The sequence below is a fragment of the Streptomyces sp. MK7 genome, from assembly GCF_032658145.1.
Taxonomy (GTDB): domain Bacteria; phylum Actinomycetota; class Actinomycetes; order Streptomycetales; family Streptomycetaceae; genus Streptomyces; species Streptomyces spiralis.
Genome location: NZ_JAVACL010000011.1, coordinates 1 through 17,346, shown reverse-complemented (window position 1 = coordinate 17,346; position 17,346 = coordinate 1). Strand labels below are relative to the sequence as shown.

The window sequence follows — 17,346 nt, the reverse complement described above, 5'->3', positions numbered from 1 at the left end:
CCGTCGGCGACATCCCGCGGAAGGCCGTGGACAGGGGTTTCGGACCGTGGCACCTCTGCTCCGGCGGGGACCCTGGACGTCCCGGGTACGGTCGGAATGGTCTCCCTCAGAGCCCGTGTGATGCCGTCCCACAGACGGACCGGCGCGTTGTCCCGGGCATCGAGGTTGAGCCATGCGCACTCGCCCCGGGCCCGAGCCTCCTGCGACCACTCCGCCAGCAGCGACGTCTTCCCCGACCCGGCCGGTGCCGAGACGACCACGATCGGTGCGGAGGTGGCATCCAGCCTCCGAAGGAGGCGGGGCCGTGAGATCCACAGGCTGGGCTGCGGCTGCGGCCGGAATTTGAATTCAGGTACGAGGGGCGTCATGATCCTGCACCGTTCCAGGATTGCAGTGGTCCATTATCTGCGGTGCCGGCCGCCTTCGCATTCCCGTGAATTCTTGTCGGCCCTGCCTGGTGGGTCAACGGCCAGGCCGGGCGATTTATCGCTGTTCTCGATTCTTGGTCTTTTCACGCCACGGCTTTGACGTGTTCAAGCGATGTCTTCGGCCCTTTGGACCATGCCTGCTCCTGGCGAGGCCCTGCCCGGCCGGAACGGGCATCGCCTGTTCATGCGATGTCCGGGTCCGCCGGCCGGTGCCCCACTGACCCGGTTCCCAGGGCCCTGCGCAGCACCTGGACGGCCTGCTCGATCGCGGCGCTCGAGGCCTGGGTGCCGCGGACCGGGTTCAGCATCATGAAGTCGTGCAGGGTGGCGTTGTAGCGGATGCCCGTGGTCGGCACTCCGGCCTGGACGAGTTTGCGGGCGTAGGCCTCGCCCTCGTCGCGCAGCACGTCGTTCTCGTCCACGATGACGAGGGCCGGCGGCAGCCCCCGGAGATCCTCCGGTGTCGCGCGCAGCGGTGAGGCGGTGATCTGGGCGCGCTCGGCCGGGTCGGTGGTGTAGGCGTCCCAGAACCACTCCATCGCCTTCGCCGTCAGGTGCGGACCGTGAGCGAAGGTCCGGTAGCTCCCGGTGTTCTGGGCGGCGTCGGTCACGGGGTAGTAAAGGGACTGGTGCAGGAAGGTGACGTGACCTCGCTGCTTGGCCATATGGGTGAGCGCGGCGGCCATGTTGCCGCCGACGGAGTCACCGGCGACGACCAGCCGGGAGCCGTCAAGGCCGTCCTCGGCGCCCTTGGTGGTGATCCACTGGGCGGTGGCGTACGCCTGCTCGATGGCGACGGGGTACTTGGCCTCCGGGGAGCGGTCGTACTCGACGAAGACCAGAGCGGCCTGAGCTCCGACGGCCAGTTCGCGGACAAGGCGGTCGTGGGTGGCGGCGTTGCCGAGAATCCAGCCGCCGCCGTGCATGTAGAGGATCACAGGCAGGACACCGGTGCTGCCGACAGGCTTGACGATCCGCACCTTCACCTCACCGACGTGGGCGGGAACAGTGATCCACATCTCGTCCACATCGAGCTTCGGGACGGGCTGGGCCTGCACGTCGTCCAGCAGTTCGCGGGCACCTTCGACTCCGAGTTCGTACAGCAGCGGCGGCCTGGCGGTCGCGTCGGCGAAGTCCTGCGCGGCGGGTTCGAGAACGATGTCGGTCACCGCGTGCTCCTTCAGCCCGGCGCCGTGCTATTCGGCAGTTCCACCGGCGGGGTCGGTGGGCCTCGGCAGCAAGGCGCCGTCGACGTACAGATCGACGTGCTCGTTGTAGAACGCGGTCAGACCCGCGATGCGGCTGGCCTCGACGGTCGGGAAGTCGTACGTCCAGGCGATGTCCTCATGGGAGGCGGTGTCGCCGTCGAACGACCAGTAGCTGCTCGTCGTCCCCTTGTACGGGCACCCGGTCACCGTGTCGGAGCGCCGCAGCCGGGTCCAGTCGATGTGCGTGCGGTCAAGGTAGTAACGGGTCGGCAGACCGGTCTCGAACAGCTTCACGCAATCGGGTGCCTCCGCCAGCAGGACCCCGTCCGACTCCACACGGACGGCGCTGGCCGAACGCAGGGCGTCCACGCGGGAATACGGGCTCCTCGGATGGACGAAGACCGGCTCGTCCTCCTCGAACCAGGAGTCCAGGGCGTCCCACTCGAAGCGCACGGTGTCATGCAGGGGCTCCGGGGCGCCCTCGTCCCAGACCCACGCCGCGCCCGCGCGGACCTCGGAGCCGACCTGCAGGGTGTGCCGGCGTGCGGGGCCGGCACCCCGTTGCTCCGTGCGGTGGTCATCGCGGAGCAGGCCGTCGACCAGGTCCTCGACCGGGATGCTGAACTGAGGGTAGGCCTGCCACTCCCATACATACAGGGCACGGCGCGTGTCGAAGACGACGCGGCCGCCGACCACCCCGCGGATCCGGCGCGGTACGGGCTCGACGTGCCCGATCGGGACGATCAGACCCGGATGCAGAACGCTCTCGATTGCCATGGTGAGTACCTTGGTGCATTCTCTGACCGCGCGCTCGCCTTGCCCGGTGACCGTGGCCCGGGGGGACCATGCGTACTCGGACGAGCGGTCCTTCCCTCGTCGTTCGATGCTATCGGTTGTGCAGGACAGCGGCACCGCGACCGTGTTTCCGCAGCCCAGCAGCAGTGGGTGTCCAGCGGAGCCCCGGCCGGCCGGGGGGCGAGTGCCTTGGCCGGGGCCTCACCCGCCTCGGTCAACGGAACGTCCGTGCGGCCGGCGTGCCGGCCCGGCAGGCGCCACCCGGTCCGGCCGTGCCTGGTCAATATCAGCTCACCCGTGGCTGTGCACGCGGTCTGATCGGGCGTCACGGCGGGCCGGACCGCTCGCGTCCGCTGCCACTCGTCCGCTGCCACTCGTCTGCGGTCACTCGTCGGCATGGGTGCGGGAGAGCGGTGGAGGTGCGCCTTGAGTGGTGTTGTGTGCTGTGTGTTCTGCCGGCCGCCGTTCACCCGCGTCAGAGGGCGGCCGCCGGGTAGCGTACGAAGAGTATGCCGTGCACATCGCCGTGCGGGGCGCTGTAGAGGTGGGGGGTGTCGGCGGGCCAGCGCACCGACATGCCCGGCCCGGCGCTGCGCGGCGCGTCCAGGACTCCGACGACGGCTGTGCCGCTCAGGATCATCAGGCTCTCCGTCGTACCCGCGACGTGCGCGGCCGACTCCTGTGTGGCGCCGGCGGCGATGGTGATCCGGAAGACGTCGGTGACCGCGTCCTTGTCCTCGTGCCGCTCGATCAGGACCGCCGTGACGGCGCTGCCGGAGACGGCACCCTCGTGCTGCTCGGCGCGCGGGAGCGGGTCGTCGCTGAGTACCGCGCTGAGCGGCCGGTTGAGCGCGGTGGTCAGGGCGTAGAGGGTCTCAAGGGTGGGATTGCGCGTGCCGCTCTCCAGCTCCGAGAGCGTGCCTTTGCCCACGCCGGAGCGCCGCGCCAGCTCCGAGAGGGACAGGCCCCGGGCCGTGCGCAGCTCCCGGAGCCTGCGCCCCACGTCGTCGTTCAGCCCCATCGCCGGATCGCGCTCCCGCTGTCGTTGCCGTGGTTGACGGGTCTCCGCCCTCCTCTCTAGTGTTCCACAAACAAAACGTTCTGTTTATGGAACAGCTGGTACGGGACAGCCTGTCGCCGGCTCCTGTCCGGCGCCCCGCTCCGCCCCGCATCCCGCCGCCCTCGTCCCCGGAAGTTGCCCCGCATGTCCTCCTTCACCGACCGCATACGCGCGGCCGCCCCTCCGTCGGCCGTGGCCGCCGGACTGATCGCCGTCACCGTGGGCGTCACCAGCTCGGCCGCGCTCGTGTTCACCGCGGCGAAGGCCGCGGGGGCGGGCCCGAGGGAGATCGGCTCCTGGATGCTCGCGCTCGGCGTCGGCCTCGCGATCACTTGCGCCGGCCTTTCCCTGCGCCATCGCGCTCCCGTCGTCACCGCGTGGTCGACACCGGGCGCGGCCCTGCTCTCGACCAGCCTCGCCGGGGTGCCGATGGGGCAGGCCGTCGGCGCGTTCGTCTTCTCGGCACTGCTCGTCCTCGTCACCGGCGTGACCGGGTGGTTCGCCCGCGCCATGGACCGCATCCCCGTACCGCTGGCCTCGGCGCTGCTCGCCGGGGTGCTGCTGCGGTTCGGCACCGGCCTGTTCAGCACGATGCACGACAGCTTCGCGGTCGCCTTCCCCGTGTTCGTCCTCTATCTCCTGGCGCGCCGGTTCGCGCCGCGGTACGCGGTGCTCCTCGCCCTCGCCGGTGGTGTCCTCGCCTCGGTCGTCACCGGCGGGTGGCGCCTGGACAGGCTGCGGATCTCGCTCGCCGAGCCGGTCTTCGTCGCGCCGGACTTCGACTGGAAGGTGCTCGTCAGCGTCGGTGTGCCGCTGTTCGTGGTCACGATGGCCTCGCAGAACCTGCCCGGAGTCGCCGTGCTGCGCGCCTCGGGCTACGACGTGCCCGTCTCGCCGCTGATGACGTGGACCGGAGCGGTCAACGTCCTGCTCGCCCCGTTCGGTGCGTTCGGGCTGAACCTCTCCTCCATCACCGCCGCGATCTGCACCGGCCCGGAGGCGCACCCGGACCGGAACAGGCGCTACGTCGCCGCCGTGTGGGCCGGGATCTTCTATCTCTGCGTCGGCGTGTTCGGTGCCACGGTCGCATCGCTGCTCACCGCCATGCCGCACGCCCTGGTGCTCGCCACGGCGGGCGTCGGTCTGCTGGCCACGATCGAGAGCTCCCTGACCACGGCTCTGTCCGACAAGGCAGCGCGGGAGGCCGCGGTCGTCACGTTCCTCGCCACCGCGTCCGGTGTCACGCTGCTGGGCATCGGATCCGCCTTCTGGGGGCTGCTCGCGGGCGCCCTCACCAGCGTCGTCGCGAACGCCGGGCGACGCCGGACCAGGCCGACACCGCCGGCCCGGCGGGCGGACACGGCAGGCGATACGGCCGGCGTATGACGCAGCTCTCCAAGAAGGCTTCACAGCGGGTCGTCTGATACGGGTGGTGAGCATCGCGCCCGGCCTGTTCGAGACGCCCATGCTCGCGGGACTGCCGGACACGGCCCGGGCGGCACTCGGCGCACAGGTCCCGCGCCCCGCCCGCCTCGGCGCCCCGGACGAATACGCCGCTCTGGTGGAGCACATCCTCACCAGCCCCGTGCTCAACGGCGAAACCGTCCGGCTGGACGGAGCCCTTCGCATGGCACCCCGCTGACGCCCGGCACGCGTGGGCCGGCCCACGCGTGAGCTCCCTGCGCAACGGCGGCAACGGCGGCAACGGCAGGAACGGCGACGGCAGTACGAGGTCGTACGATGCTGCCCATGATCTTCATCACCGCCAAGTTCCGAGTCCGACCCGAGCACGCCGACCGCTGGCCCGAGATCACCGCTGACTTCACCCGGGCCACCCGCGCCGAGCCGGGCTGCCTGTGGTTCGACTGGTCGCGCAGCATCGAGGACTCGACGGAGTACGTGCTGGTCGAGGCGTTCCGCGACGACGAGGCCGGGGCCGCGCATGTGCAGTCCGCGCACTTCAAGGCCGCGCAGCAGTCGCTGCCGCCCCATCTGGCCGAGACGCCGCGCATCGTCAACGTGACCGTCGAGCAGAACGACTGGTCCCTGCTCGGGGAGATGGCGGTCCCCGGGCAGGAGTAGCGGTCCCGCCCCGGCGTCAGGTGAACGCGCCGCCCAGGGGTTGTTCGGTCCACACCGTCTTGCCGTCGCGGCTGTAGCGGGTGCCCCAGCGTTCGGCCAACTGGGCCACCAGGAACAGCCCGCGCCCGCCCTCGTCGGTGGTGCGGGCGCGGCGCAGGTGGGGTGAGGTGTGGCTGGTGTCGCTGACCTCGCACACCAGACACCGTTCACGGATGAGCCGCAGGGTGGCGGGGCCGCCGGCGTACCGGTAGACGTTGGTGACGAGTTCGCTGGCGATCAGCTCGGTGGTGAACGCCAGGTGCTCCAGGCCCCATTCGGCCAGCTGGGCCGAGGTCAGCTCCCGGGCCCGGGCGGCGCTTCCGGGCTCCGGTGGCAGCTGCCAGGAGGCGACGTCGTCCGGTGGCAGCACGCGCGTGCGGGCGATCAGCAGGGCGATGTCGTCGCTGGGGCGCGCGGGCACGAGGGAGTCGACGACTGCTTGGCATGTGCGTTCCAGTGCGTCCGCGGGGCGGGTGAGCGCCGCGCGCAGGGTGGCCAGGCCGGCGTCGGCGTCGATGTGACGTTCGCCGATGAGTCCGTTGGTGTAGAGGCACAACAGACTCCCCTCGGCCAGTTCCACGTCCCGGGCCTCGAACGGCAGGCCGCCCAGGCCGAGCGGTGGTCCGGCGGGCAGGTCGAGCAGGGCCGCCTGTCCGTCCGGGGCCGTCACCACCGGCGGTGGGTGGCCGGCGCGGGCCGCGGAGCAACGCCCGGAGACCGGGTCGTACACGGCATACAGGCAGGTGGCGCCGACGGCCTGCTCGCCCACGGGCCGCTCGCCCGCCGCCTCCTGTTCGGCCGCCAGCAGCAGGACCAGGTCGTCCAGGCGGGAGAGGACCTCGTCCGGTTCCAGGTCGAGGCTGGCGAGCGTGTGCACGGCGGTACGCAGCCGGCCCATGGTGGCGGCCGCGTGGATGCCGCGTCCCACCACGTCGCCGACGACGAGGGCGACCCGGGCACCGGACAGAGGGATGACGTCGAACCAGTCGCCGCCCAGCCCCGGCGCCGCGCTGGCCGGAAGGTACCGCAGGGCCACCTCGACGGCCGACTGGTCCGGGACCTTACGGGGCAGCAGGCTGCTCTGGAGGGTGAACGCGGTGTGCTGCTGCTGGGTGAAGCGCCGGGCGTTGTCGATGGCGACGGCGGCGCGCGCGGCGAGTTCCTGGGCGAGGGTGAGGTCGTCCGCCTCGAAGGGATCGGGCCGGCGCGAACGCCACAGGGTCATCACGCCCAGCACCAGGCCACGCGCGGCCAGGGGTACGACGATCAGCGAGTGTGCGCCGAGTTCCGGAGCGTGGGGCCCCTGGCGGCTTGGGGACGAGAACCAGTCGGGCGGGAGCACGGGCTCCAGGATGGGCCGCCCTTCGGCCAGGCATCTGGCCTCGGGTGTGTCGGGTGCGAACTCCACCGGCTCGCCCTGGGGGTGGGGCGGACCGGGTTGCCGGGCACCGACGCCGCTGGTCCCGACGCGCACGAAGGGCCCTGTCAGTGCCTGCGCCGGTTCCTCACCGCGGGTCACCTGCTGAAGGAGGTCCACCGAGGCGTGGTCGGCGAGGTGAGGCACCATCACCTCGGCCAGTTCCCGGGCGGTCTCCGCCGCGTCGAGGGTGGTTCCGATACGGCTGCCGGCCTGGTCGAGGAGCGCGAGCCGACGCTGGGCCCGATAGCGTTCGGTGATGTCCTCGATCATCTCGGCCACGCCCAGGATGCGGCCGGAGGGGTCCTCCATGGGGAAGGACGAGACCATCGCGACCCGCTCGCGTGCCGGATCCCACTCCATGCGGACGAACTGCTCGGAGTAGACCATCGGCCTTCCGGTCTCGATCACCCGGCGCACCCGGTCCACGGCCCTGCGCGCGTCGTCGGGCAGGAGGAAACAGCCGGTGGGCAGCCCACGGAACTCCGCTGCCGGGACGCCGGTGACGCGTTCGATGGCCCGGTTGACCCGGAGCAGCCGCAGGTCGGGGCCGTGGACGACGAGGCCGATGGGGCACCGGCGGTACAACCCGTCGAGCACCGCGCGGTCCCTCTGCCACTCCAGGACGTCGACCGCGAGGGCTCCGGCCAGAAACCACTCACGGATCCCGTCGCCGCGGGCGAGCGCATGGGCCCTGAGCCCCATCTCCACGAGCCGCCCGTCGCTGTGCCGCACCCTCAGCACCCCGAACCAGCCGCCCGCTCTCCTGCATCTGGCCGCGGCCTGTCGTACGGCCGGCAGATCGCGGGGATCGACGAGGACCTCGAGTGCCGGACGACCGATCACGGCTGTGTCCGGGTGGCCGAGCAGTTCCCGGGCCCGCCGGCTCCAGCCGACCACGGCTCCACGGTCGTCGAGCACCGCCACAGCGGCCAGGTGCTGGGCGAACGGATCGTCGTGGCTTTCGCTGAGCTCCGTCATCCGCTTCTCCACCACCGGACTCCACCTCGTACCGGGTCAGCGACGTTCTGCCGCGGGACCTGACCGCGGCCGGTGACCGGTATGAGGGGGCCCCGTGCGGTGTGGCTCGGCGTACCCCCCTCGCACGCTGACCTGCTGATGCCCCGTAAGCCTAGTGAACGGGGCGGGGTCGCGGCGGCCACGCCCGCCGCGCGGCGCGGCGTGGCGCGGCGTGGCGCGACCCCGAGGCATGGCGGGTGCGGCGTGGCAGGTGCGGCGTGGCGTGGCGTGGCGGGCGCGGCGTGGCGTGGCGTGGCGGGTGCGGCGTGGCGTGGCGGGCGCGAAGGTTCGGCTCGGGCCGAGGCCGCGCGCTCAGTCGGCGGCGGCGCCGAACCACGTGGGCAGCCGGCCGAGCAGATCCCGCTGGTCCTCACCGACCCATGCCACATGGCCGTCCGGCCGCAGCAGCACCGCCGGCACATCCAGCTCCGCGCTGACGTCGACGACATGGTCGACGCGATCCTCCCAGCCCGCCACCGAGAGCCGGCCGGTCTGGTCGAGCAGCAGTCCGCGGCCGCCGTGCGTCAGCTCGTACAGGCGCCCCCGCTTCAGCTCCACGTCCCGCATCCGCCGGCCCAGCAGTTCGTGCCCTTCACCGAAGTCGTAGCGGACGCCGATCGCGGTGATCTTCTCGATGAGGTACCGGTTCACCTCCTCGAAGTCCATCAGTTCGGCCACCAGCCGGCGCACCGCCTGGGGACCGGGCTCGGTGGCCATCAGGTGCATCTGCGCGCGGGTGTGGTCCAGCACGGTCGCGGCCACCGGGTGACGTTCGTCCTGGTAGCTGTCCAGGAGCCCCTCGGGCGCCCAGCCGGCGATCTCGGCGGCCAGTTTCCAGCCGAGGTTGAACGCGTCCTGGATACCGAGGTTGAGGCCCTGCCCGCCGGTCGGCGGGTGGACGTGTGCCGCGTCGCCGGCCAGCAGCACCCGGTCGACGCGATAGCGCTCGGCCTGCCGGGTGGCGTCGCCGAAGCGGGAGAGCCAGCGCGGCGAGTGCACACCGAAGTCGGTGCCGGCGGTCGCCCGCAGCTGCTGCTTGAACTCCTCCAGCGTGGGCGGGACCGTACGGTCCTCGGCCACTCCCTCGGCGGGCACGACGACGCGGTACACCCCCTCCCCGAGGGGCGCGAAGCCGAACCGCTTCTGGGTCTTGCGGACCTCGGTCATCACGGTGGTCAGCGTCTCCTGGTCCACGCCGATCTCCATCTCGCCGAGCAGCGTCTCGACCCTGCTGGGCTCCCCGGGGAAGCCGACGCCGAGCAGCTTGCGCACGGTGCTGCGGCCGCCGTCGCAGCCGACGAGACAGCGCGAGCGCAGCCGGGTGCCGTCGGCCAGCTCGGCGGTCACCCCCTCCTCGTCCTGGCTGAGCCCGACCAGTTCGCAGCCGGAGCGGATCTCGGCGCCCAGCTCGGTGGCGTGCTCGGACAGCAGCCGGGCCGTTACGGGCTGCGGGATGCCCAGGACGTACCCGTGTGCGGTGTCCAGCCGGTCGGGCCAGGGCTTGTCGATGCCGGCGATGAAGCCGCCGACGCGGTACTGCTTACCGAGCGCGAGGAACCTCTCCAGCAGGCCGCGCTGGTCCATCACCTCGATGCTGCGCACGTGCAGTCCGAGCGCGCGGACCACCTTGGTCGGCTCCGCCTCCTTCTCCAGCACGAGCACGCGCACACCGTGCAGCCGCAACTCCGCGGCCAGCATCAGCCCGGTCGGTCCACCACCGACAATGATCACGTCAGTCATCAAGCCCCCATGTCATCAGCTTCCGGCCACCTGATGTCCTCAGGTTCTGCCACCGGCCGGAGATTCTGCGGCACACAGGGGGCCTTGCCGCAAGGCCCCCTGTGCGCTATAAGTTGAGAGTGGCAAGGAGTGCGCGAACTCCTTGCCTTCGTTTTTTGTCCTCCTGACGGCCGGTCCGGTCTTCGGTCGACGGGTCGTCGTGCCGGGCATGCAGGCGGTGGACCGGCGCGAGGCGCGAGAGCGGACCCTCGCCCTCTACGCACGACGCGGTACGGACGCCGGCCGGTACGGTGGCCTGCCGCCGGTCTTGAGCGAGGAGCGCCGCGCCGCGTTCCAGAACCGGCAGGCGAGGACGGACACGCCCATCCGGTTGCGCTGGTTCGACTCGAGAACCCCGAGATGCCGGGCCGGCATGCCCGAACTCGCACACAGGGCCGGAGCGGGCACCGCCGTGGAGCCCGTCCCTGCCGACGGTTCAGGCCATTTCGACGTAGCGGTGGGCTCGGTCGAAGCGCAGGGCCGCCAGGTCCCGGCGGCGGATCACCCAGTGGGCCACGCCCGAGTCCAGTTCCGAGACGTCGTCGCCGCATCTCCAGGTGGCCAGGAGAGTCCAGTCGTCGGTGCCGGCTTCGCCGTCCGTGCTGCCCTGCCCGGCGGTGTCGTCCTGGCCGGGGTCGCGGGCGTAGTGGACCGGGTCGTTCTGAGGAGAGACCGGGTGGCCGCCGATCTGGAGGGTCCAGGAGGGCCGGTGGCCGCCCACGTGGGACCATGCGTCGGCGAGCTCTTCAGCGCGTTCGAACTGTTCGTCGTCGGGGAAGTCGCCCCATGTGTCCAGGGCGAAGCTCTCCGGCATCTGAGGGCTCAACTGGTGCCAGAGTGTGCGCAGTTCCCGCGCTTGGTACGGCTTGCGCCGGCTGTGTTCGAGGGGGCGTCGGGTGGTCGGTGTCCCGGCGGGGATGTACATCACGGCGTCCGGCACGTGTCCCTGGATGCCACCCACGTCGGGAGCGGCGAAGAACAGCAGGTGACCGTCGGCGGGGAGCGGGAGGTTGGTGGCGCCCGGGGGAAGGGCCGCGACGTCCACGGAGGCCACGAAGGGATCGGACGGGTCCGGTACGCCGTGCGGCAGCATCGGGTCGCCACCCACCCGGGCCGCGAGGGGCCCGTCACCGTCCTCTGCCATGTACACCGCCGGCAGGGCGGCGCGTATCCACTCCTCCACCTCCTCCGGCGGCAGGTCGCGGGATTCCGCCTCGGCGCGGAAACGGTTCGGTCTGTCCACGGTCTCGTCAGTCACGCGGCCACCCTAACGATCTCGTGTGCGGGCGGCAGTTGCTCATCGAGGGAGCCGTGCATGATCGCGGGGCGTCGGTGCCCTGGTCACGGCGGTCCCTTCGGTCCACCGAGAGTTGCTCGCCGAGATCGAGGCACTCATCACCCACGGCGTACTCCGGCCGGGCACTCCCCACGTTCACCCCCTGTCCGAAGGACCGGCAGTGCTTCAGCAACTCGAAGCGGGCCTGACCCGCGGCAAACACGCCCTGGATCCGTGGCGGTGGGAAAGACCTGTGCCGCACCGCAATGGCCACGTCGCGGCCGAGACGGGGATCTGCCGCGACGAGGCAGGAGCCTTCACTGCCGAAGAGCCTCGGCCGCGGTGGCCGTGACCGCGTCGGCCAGTGCCGCCAGTGCCGGGGAGTCGAGCTTCCACTGCTGCCAGTGCAGGGTGACGTCCATCCACTCCCCGGGCGCGAGCAGGGTCAGACGGCCCGCTTCCAGCAGAGGCGCGGCCTGGACCTCCGGGACCATGCCCCAGCCGAGCCCGGCCGCGACCGCCTCGCAGAAGCCCTCGGAGGTGGGGACGTGGTGCCGGTCCGCGGCGGCGGAGGTGCGGCCCAGCCGGCGTACGAAACCGTCCTGGAAGTCGTCCTTGCGGTCGAAGACCACGACGGGGGCCCCGGGCAGCACCTCCGGCAGCGGCCCGGTCAGCAGGCGTGCCGCGAGACCCGGCTCCGCCACCGGCAGATACCGCATCCGGCCGAGCGGGCGGACCGTGCAGCCGGGCACCGGGTCGGCCGAGGAGGTCACCGCGGCCATCACCAGGCCCTCGCGCAAGAGGGTCGCCGTGTGGTCCTCGTCCTCCCGGTGCAGCTCGAAGCAGAGCCCGGTCACCCGGGTCAGGGCCGGCAGGAACCAGGTCGCGAGCGAGTCCGCGTTCACCGCGACGGACACCCGCGTCGGCTGTCCGGCGCCGCTGAGCCCCAGCTCGCCCCACGCGTCGCGCTCCAGCCGTGCGAGCTGCCGGGCGAAGCGCACCAGCACCGCGCCGGACTCCGTGGGCCGCACCGGCTTGGTGCGCTGGAGCAGCACACGGCCGGTGCGCTGCTCCAGTGCCTTGATCCGCTGGCTGACCGCCGACGGCGTCACATGCAGCGCCGCGGCCGCCGCGTCGAAGGTGCCCTCGTCGACCGCGGCGAGAAGAGTCCGTACCTGTTCCACAGGGAGATCCGTCGCCACGCTGCTAAGAATAGCTAAGGTTGCGTAAGAAACATTAGCTGTACTTTTCCTCGGCGGCTTCCTTAGCGTCGCACCATGAACCATCACGCCCTGGCCGTCGCCGCCGCCGGATTCGGCACCGGACTCTCCCTGATCGTCGCCATCGGCGCCCAGAACGCGTTCGTCCTGCGCCAGGGGGTGCGCCGGGACGCCGTCCTCGCCGTCGTCGGCATCTGCGCGCTGTCCGACGCGGTGCTCATCGCGCTCGGCGTCGGCGGGGTCGGGGCGGCCGTCGTGGCGTGGCCGGGCGCGCTCCGTGCGGTCGGGATCATCGGCGGGGTCTTCCTGAGCTCCTACGGTGTCCTCGCCGCCCGTCGCGTCCTCCGGCCCGGCACCGGACTGCGGGCGCAGGGCGAAGCCGCCGGGTCCCGCAGGCGCGCGGTGCTCACCTGCCTGGCGATGACCTGGCTCAACCCGCACGTCTACCTGGACACCGTGTTCCTCCTCGGCTCCCTCGCCGCCGACCGTGGCCCCCTGCGCTGGACCTTCGGGCTCGGCGCCGCTCTCGCCAGCCTGTGCTGGTTCGCGGCGCTCGGCTTCGGCGCCCGGCTGCTGGGCCGCCTGCTGGCCCGGCCCACCGCCTGGCGAGTTCTGGACGGCCTGGTCGCCCTCACCATGCTCGCGCTGGGCGCCACACTCGCCCTCGGAGCATGAGGGCGAGTGTGGTGAGGGCTTCGGCGGAGTGTCGTGCCGCCGCTACCGCCCTCCATCCGGGTCAGCCGGAGGCGGGACGCAACCGGTAGGCGTAGCTGTAGGTGCGCCCGGAGTGCAGGAGGTACTTCTCCAGCGGTGCCGCGCCCCAGGAGTTGATGCCGCCGACTCCCATCTGCCGGTGGTTGACGAGCAGGATCGTCTCGTCACGCCGCGTCAGCTGATACGGGTGGCGCGGACCGTCCAGGTCCGAGGGCGAGTGGTGCAGGGCGCTGGTCTCCAGCAGTGGCTCGCCCGCGGCGGGGTCGGCGACGACCTCCAGGCCCTGGCCGGAGCGGTCGGTCAGCGACAGCCACCGGACGTCCGTCTGGTTGCCCGTCTGCTGGGGCCGTACGTACGGCGCGACCTGCTGGTCGACCGTGGAGTGCCACCGGCCCACAAAGGCGGCCGTCTTGCGGTCCTGGTAGTTCTCGTGGGGTCCCCGCCCGAACCAGCCGAGCCGTTCGTGCCCGTCCGGCACGGTGAGCAGCGCGCCGACCATGGGCAGGTCCGGCAGCCCGGACGGGGCGTCCAGGGTGTGCCGCACCCGCACCTCGCCGTCGGCACGGACCCGGAACACCGTGTGCCAGGTGGCGGTCTTCGGGGACGTGGGCAGAGTGCAGGCGACCTCGACGACGACCTCGCCGTCCGCGGGCTGTGCGGCCCGCACGGAGGTCACCGTGCGCTCGGCGCCCGCGTCCCGCCATGTCACGGCCGTCTTCTGGAAGCCGCGGCCGATGTCGTTGTCCGTGGGCCCGCGCCAGAAGTTGGGCACGGGGCCCTCGGCGAGCAGCGCCCGCCCCTTCCATGTGTACGAGGCGAGGGTTCCGGAGGACTTGGACAGCACCACCTCCACGTCCGGTCCGCTGATCCTCACCTCGGTCGCGGTCTCGGCCAGCGTCAGCCGGCCGGTCGCCGGGGCGTCGTCGGAGACCGGAGCGTGCCAGTCCAACGCCAGTTGCTCGGCGGCCACTTCGTGTCCGGCGTCCGCCCAGCGGGTCCGCTCGCGCAGCACGAAGGAGAGGTTCAGGAAGTACTCGCCACCGGATATGGAGGACGAGGGTCTGCGGTACGGGATGCGCACGTCACCCTCGTCGCCGGGCGCCACCGCCGGAGCCGGGAGCGTGCCGTGCTGCACCGTCTCGCCGTCGCAGGTCACGGACCAGTGCAGCGCGTAGGCCTCCAGACCGCTGAACAGATGCTTGTTGCGGACCTTGACGGTGCCCCCGGAGGCGACGGAGAGGTCGCCGGCCGTGATGCCGACCGGCTGGTAGCACTTCTTCACCTCGATCAGCCCGGGGTGGACCGACCGGTCCGCGGCCGTCAGGCCGTTGCAGCAGAAGTTGCCGTCCGTGGGATAGCCGGCGTGCCAGTCGCCGCCGAAGGACAGGTACGTGTGCCGGGAGTCGCCGGGGACCGGCAGCCGGATGGCCTGGTCGACCCAGTCCCAGACGAAGGCGCCGTGCAGGTTCGGATACCGCTCGAAGACGTCCCAGTACTCCTGCAGGTTGCCGCCGCTGTTGCCCATCGAGTGGTTGTACTCGCACAGCATGAACGGCGTCCGGTTGCCGGACCTGCCGTAGGCCTCCACGCCCGCGGGGCTGGTGTACATCTCGCTGTGCAGGTCGGCGACGGCGTTCATGCCCTCGTAGTGCACCGGGCGCGAGGCGTCGCGGGCGTGTACCCAGTCGGCCATGACCTTGAAGTTCGCGCCCTGCCCGGCCTCGTTGCCGAGCGACCAGACGACGACGCACGGATGGTTCTTGTCCCGTTCGACCATCGACCGCAGCCGGTCCACGCAGGCGTCGGTCCACTCCGGCAGGGATGCGGGCACCGTGGCCCGCACGCCGTGCGTCTCCAGGTCGGTCTCGTCGATGACGTAGAGCCCGTACTCGTCGCAGAGTTCCAGCCAGCGGGGGTGGTTGGGGTAGTGCGAGGTGCGGACGGCGTTGATGTTGTGCTGCTTCATCAGGCGGATGTCCTGGATCATCCGTGCCTCGTCGACGGCCTGACCGCGCTCGGGGTCGGTCTCGTGGCGGTTGGTGCCGCGGAACATCACCGGCCTGCCGTTGACGGTGAACCGCCCCGGCCCGTACTCCACTTGGCGGAAGCCGATCCGCGTGCTGTGGACGTCGGCCGTCCGGCCGCTCGGGTCGGTGAGCGTCACGACGAGCGTGTACAGGTTCGGGTCCTCCGCGGACCACAGCGCGGGTGCCCGGACGTCGCCCTTCAGGGTCGCCGGGCCGTCGCCCGCGTCGCCGGAGAGGCGGAGCTGCCGGCGGCCGCGCGGATCGAAGAGTTCGGCGGTGACCCGGTGCCCGGCCGCGCGGTCGCCACCCCGGTCCCGTACGGCGACGTCGACCGTCAGGACGGCGTCACGGTAGGCGGAGTCCAGTTCGGTGTGCACGAACAGGTCCTGTACGTGGACCTGTGGGATGGAGTACAGGTAGACGTCGCGGAAGATCCCGGACAGGTCGATCATGTCCTGGTCCTCCAGCCAGCTGCCGTCGGACCAGCGGTGCACCTCCACCGCGAGGGTGTTGGTGCCCTGGCGCAGATACGGCGTGACGTCGAACTCGGCGGGTGTGTAGCTGTCCTCGCTGTAGCCCACCTGCTCGCCGTTGACCCACACGAAGAAGGCCGACTTCACGCCCTGGAACGACAGCAGCGTGCGGCGCCGCGACCAGTCGGCGGGCACGGTGAAGGTACGGCGGTAGGAGCCGACCGGGTTGAAGTCCTTGGGCACCTGCGGCGGGACCGGCGTCTCGTAGCCGATCCACGGGTACTTGATGTTGAGGTAGATCGGCTCCGGGTAGCCCTCGATCTCCCAGTTGGAGGGCACGGGGATGTGGTCCCATCCGCTGTCGTCGAAGTCCGGTTCCTGGAACCCGACGGGCCGCTGGTCGGCGTTCCGCGACCACTGAAAGCGCCAGCTTCCGTTGAGCGACCGGTGGTACGGCGACTCCTGGAACCGTCCGCGCAGCGCGTCGGACGGGCTCGCGTACGGCACGAGGCGGGCCCGGGCCGTCTCGCGGTTGACCTGGAACGTGCGCGGGTCGGCGTCCCACGGATCACCCTGGGCAGCCGTGTCGCCCTGGGCCGCCGTATCGCCCTGTGCGGCGAACGCCCGTTTCTGGGCGCCGAAGGCGGCCCATCCCGCCAGGGCGCCCGCGGCGAGCACCGTGCGGCGGCGCGGGCGGTACGCACTGTTTCTCTCTGCACTCATTCGCGACTCCGAACGCAAGGCATCAAGAACCGCCAGCATCGAACGGAACTCCCCATCGCACAAGACCACCGGCCGCTCACGCGGCTCACTGATCTCCGCGACCGAAGTCCTGGGCGAACCCGGGAACTGACGGCAGATCACCTCACAGCAGGGCGATCTGCCAGATCAGGAGCAGCGTGCTGAGCACGGCCGTGACGAGGGCGCCGCGGAGCGTGGCGCCCAGGCCGCCGTAGGGGTCCATCGGGCTGTAGGGGAAGTCCGGCGAGACGAGGACGGTCGTGAAGGAGCCGACGTCGGCAGGGCGACGGTAGGTCGCGTTGGCGATCTCGGCCTCGTACCGCTTGCCGTCGATGTGGTAGCGCACGACCGGCGTGAGGAAGTACGCGCCCGGCTTCCCGCTCCGGGTGGCCCGGTCGCCGACCACTTCGGCCGACACCTCGAGCGCCGTCGGCCGAATCTGGCGGAGCGTCACATTCCGCCGCATTTCCCGCGCCATGGTGACCAGCGATGCCACGAGCACTCCTGCCACCAGCAACCACACCATGGGGCATCTATAGCGCACCACGGTCGATGTCAGTGCTCGTTCATAGGATCACGGCATGTCTGATGCCTTCACCGTCCTGTGGACCCAAGACACATGCCGTGCCCTGCGTAGGGCGGGTCGCGTCGGAGAGGGGGCGTACAGGAAAGAATCGTGATCACGTGAGCGCGTCGGTGAGCATGAACGCGGCGACCGCGAACAGCACGTAGGCGAAGACGCTCTGCAGTGCTCTGCCCCGGATCCTCTTCGCCAGGCGTTTGCCGTCCCAGACGCCCAGGATCGCCGCCGCGGTGAACGGTGCGACGACCCCCCAGTGCAGGTGCGTCCCGGTGCCGGACCGGGCGGCCAGGGCCGCGAGCGAGTTGACCGTGATGACCAGCAGGCTGGTGCCGACCGCCCGGCGCATGGTCAGTCCGAGCACGCCCACCAGCGCGGGCACGGCGAGGAAGCCACCGCCCACGCCGAGGAATCCGGTCACCGCACCGAGCCCGGCGCCCGCCGCGCCGGCCTTGCCGGGGCGGACCCGGCCGGACGGCTCGGTGCG

14 protein-coding genes and 1 pseudogene are annotated in these 17,346 nt (G+C 71.3%); 4 read left to right on the top strand and 11 right to left on the bottom strand.

Annotated elements, in window-relative coordinates; translation table 11 throughout:
* Positions 1–610: 610 nt before the first annotated feature.
* The 4 genes from R2S09_RS15050 to R2S09_RS15035 form a co-directional block, all read right to left on the bottom strand.
* A complete protein-coding gene (locus R2S09_RS15050) occupies positions 611–1,597 on the bottom strand; it encodes an alpha/beta hydrolase (protein ID WP_316741476.1) in 987 nt (328 codons plus the stop codon).
* A 27-nt stretch (positions 1,598–1,624) separates the two neighbouring features.
* Complete coding sequence (locus tag R2S09_RS15045; RefSeq protein ID WP_316741475.1) at positions 1,625–2,413, bottom strand: DUF427 domain-containing protein; 789 nt, start codon at positions 2,411–2,413, stop codon at positions 1,625–1,627.
* Positions 2,380–2,829: a histidine phosphatase family protein gene (locus tag R2S09_RS15040; RefSeq protein WP_316741474.1), complete on the bottom strand. Its 450-nt coding sequence runs from the start codon at positions 2,827–2,829 to the stop codon at positions 2,380–2,382. The genes R2S09_RS15045 and R2S09_RS15040 overlap by 34 nt, the downstream gene beginning before the upstream one ends.
* Before the next feature lie 77 nt (positions 2,830–2,906).
* Positions 2,907–3,452, bottom strand: a complete 546-nt coding sequence (locus R2S09_RS15035) for a helix-turn-helix domain-containing protein (protein ID WP_306185217.1) — start codon at positions 3,450–3,452, stop codon at positions 2,907–2,909.
* A 183-nt stretch (positions 3,453–3,635) separates the two neighbouring features.
* On the opposite strand from R2S09_RS15035, the gene R2S09_RS15030 reads away from it, so the two are divergent.
* From R2S09_RS15030 to R2S09_RS15020, 3 genes and pseudogenes are all read left to right on the top strand, one after another.
* Positions 3,636–4,877, top strand: a complete 1,242-nt coding sequence (locus R2S09_RS15030) for a benzoate/H(+) symporter BenE family transporter (protein ID WP_306185218.1) — start codon at positions 3,636–3,638, stop codon at positions 4,875–4,877.
* A gap of 25 nt (positions 4,878–4,902) precedes the next feature.
* Positions 4,903–5,133 (top strand): annotated as a pseudogene (locus R2S09_RS15025) (3-hydroxyacyl-CoA dehydrogenase); the annotation flags it as partial.
* 107 nt (positions 5,134–5,240) lie between these two features.
* Positions 5,241–5,573, top strand: a complete 333-nt coding sequence (locus tag R2S09_RS15020; protein WP_306185220.1) for a putative quinol monooxygenase — start codon at positions 5,241–5,243, stop codon at positions 5,571–5,573.
* 16 nt (positions 5,574–5,589) lie between these two features.
* On the opposite strand, the gene R2S09_RS15015 is transcribed toward R2S09_RS15020, so the two are convergent.
* The 4 genes from R2S09_RS15015 to R2S09_RS15000 form a co-directional block, all read right to left on the bottom strand.
* A complete protein-coding gene (locus tag R2S09_RS15015; RefSeq protein ID WP_316741473.1) occupies positions 5,590–8,010 on the bottom strand; it encodes a SpoIIE family protein phosphatase in 2,421 nt (806 codons plus the stop codon).
* Positions 8,011–8,361: 351 nt separating this feature from the next.
* Positions 8,362–9,789, bottom strand: a complete 1,428-nt coding sequence (gene rox / locus R2S09_RS15010) for a rifampin monooxygenase (protein WP_306185222.1) — start codon at positions 9,787–9,789, stop codon at positions 8,362–8,364.
* Between the two features lie 475 nt (positions 9,790–10,264).
* Entirely contained in the window at positions 10,265–11,086 is an 822-nt protein-coding gene (locus R2S09_RS15005) for a DUF1963 domain-containing protein (protein WP_316741472.1), read from the bottom strand.
* A gap of 335 nt (positions 11,087–11,421) precedes the next feature.
* On the bottom strand, positions 11,422–12,306 hold the full coding sequence (locus R2S09_RS15000; RefSeq protein WP_306185224.1) for a LysR family transcriptional regulator ArgP: 885 nt from the start codon (positions 12,304–12,306) through the stop codon (positions 11,422–11,424).
* A 75-nt stretch (positions 12,307–12,381) separates the two neighbouring features.
* Between R2S09_RS15000 and R2S09_RS14995 the strand changes: the two genes are divergently transcribed.
* Positions 12,382–12,999 (top strand): LysE/ArgO family amino acid transporter, encoded by a 618-nt coding sequence (locus tag R2S09_RS14995; protein WP_316741468.1) that lies wholly within the window; start codon positions 12,382–12,384, stop codon positions 12,997–12,999.
* Between the two features lie 61 nt (positions 13,000–13,060).
* On the opposite strand, the gene R2S09_RS14990 is transcribed toward R2S09_RS14995, so the two are convergent.
* The 3 genes from R2S09_RS14990 to R2S09_RS14980 form a co-directional block, all read right to left on the bottom strand.
* The gene (locus R2S09_RS14990) at positions 13,061–16,261 is read right to left on the bottom strand and encodes a glycoside hydrolase family 2 TIM barrel-domain containing protein (protein WP_316741467.1); all 3,201 of its coding nucleotides are present in this window, start codon (positions 16,259–16,261) and stop codon (positions 13,061–13,063) included.
* Positions 16,262–16,403: 142 nt separating this feature from the next.
* Positions 16,404–16,775 (bottom strand): hypothetical protein, encoded by a 372-nt coding sequence (locus tag R2S09_RS14985; RefSeq protein WP_316741466.1) that lies wholly within the window; start codon positions 16,773–16,775, stop codon positions 16,404–16,406.
* Positions 16,776–16,959: 184 nt separating this feature from the next.
* Positions 16,960–17,346: sulfite exporter TauE/SafE family protein (locus tag R2S09_RS14980; RefSeq protein ID WP_316741464.1), on the bottom strand; the 387-nt coding region annotated here is incomplete at its 5' end.

What these genes read in the sequence shown, in the direction of transcription:
- R2S09_RS15045 (WP_316741475.1), bottom strand. Translation starts at nt 2,413, where the DNA reads ATGGCAATCGAGAGCGTTCTGCATCCGGGTCTGATCGTCCCGATCGGG.
- R2S09_RS14995 (WP_316741468.1), top strand. Translation starts at nt 12,382, where the DNA reads ATGAACCATCACGCCCTGGCCGTCGCCGCCGCCGGATTCGGCACCGGA.
- rox (WP_306185222.1), bottom strand. Translation starts at nt 9,789, where the DNA reads ATGACTGACGTGATCATTGTCGGTGGTGGACCGACCGGGCTGATGCTG.
- R2S09_RS15040 (WP_316741474.1), bottom strand. Translation starts at nt 2,829, where the DNA reads ATGCCGACGAGTGACCGCAGACGAGTGGCAGCGGACGAGTGGCAGCGG.
- R2S09_RS15035 (WP_306185217.1), bottom strand. Translation starts at nt 3,452, where the DNA reads ATGGGGCTGAACGACGACGTGGGGCGCAGGCTCCGGGAGCTGCGCACG.
- R2S09_RS15020 (WP_306185220.1), top strand. Translation starts at nt 5,241, where the DNA reads ATGATCTTCATCACCGCCAAGTTCCGAGTCCGACCCGAGCACGCCGAC.
- R2S09_RS15030 (WP_306185218.1), top strand. Translation starts at nt 3,636, where the DNA reads ATGTCCTCCTTCACCGACCGCATACGCGCGGCCGCCCCTCCGTCGGCC.
- R2S09_RS14990 (WP_316741467.1), bottom strand. Translation starts at nt 16,261, where the DNA reads ATGAGTGCAGAGAGAAACAGTGCGTACCGCCCGCGCCGCCGCACGGTG.
- R2S09_RS15015 (WP_316741473.1), bottom strand. Translation starts at nt 8,010, where the DNA reads ATGACGGAGCTCAGCGAAAGCCACGACGATCCGTTCGCCCAGCACCTG.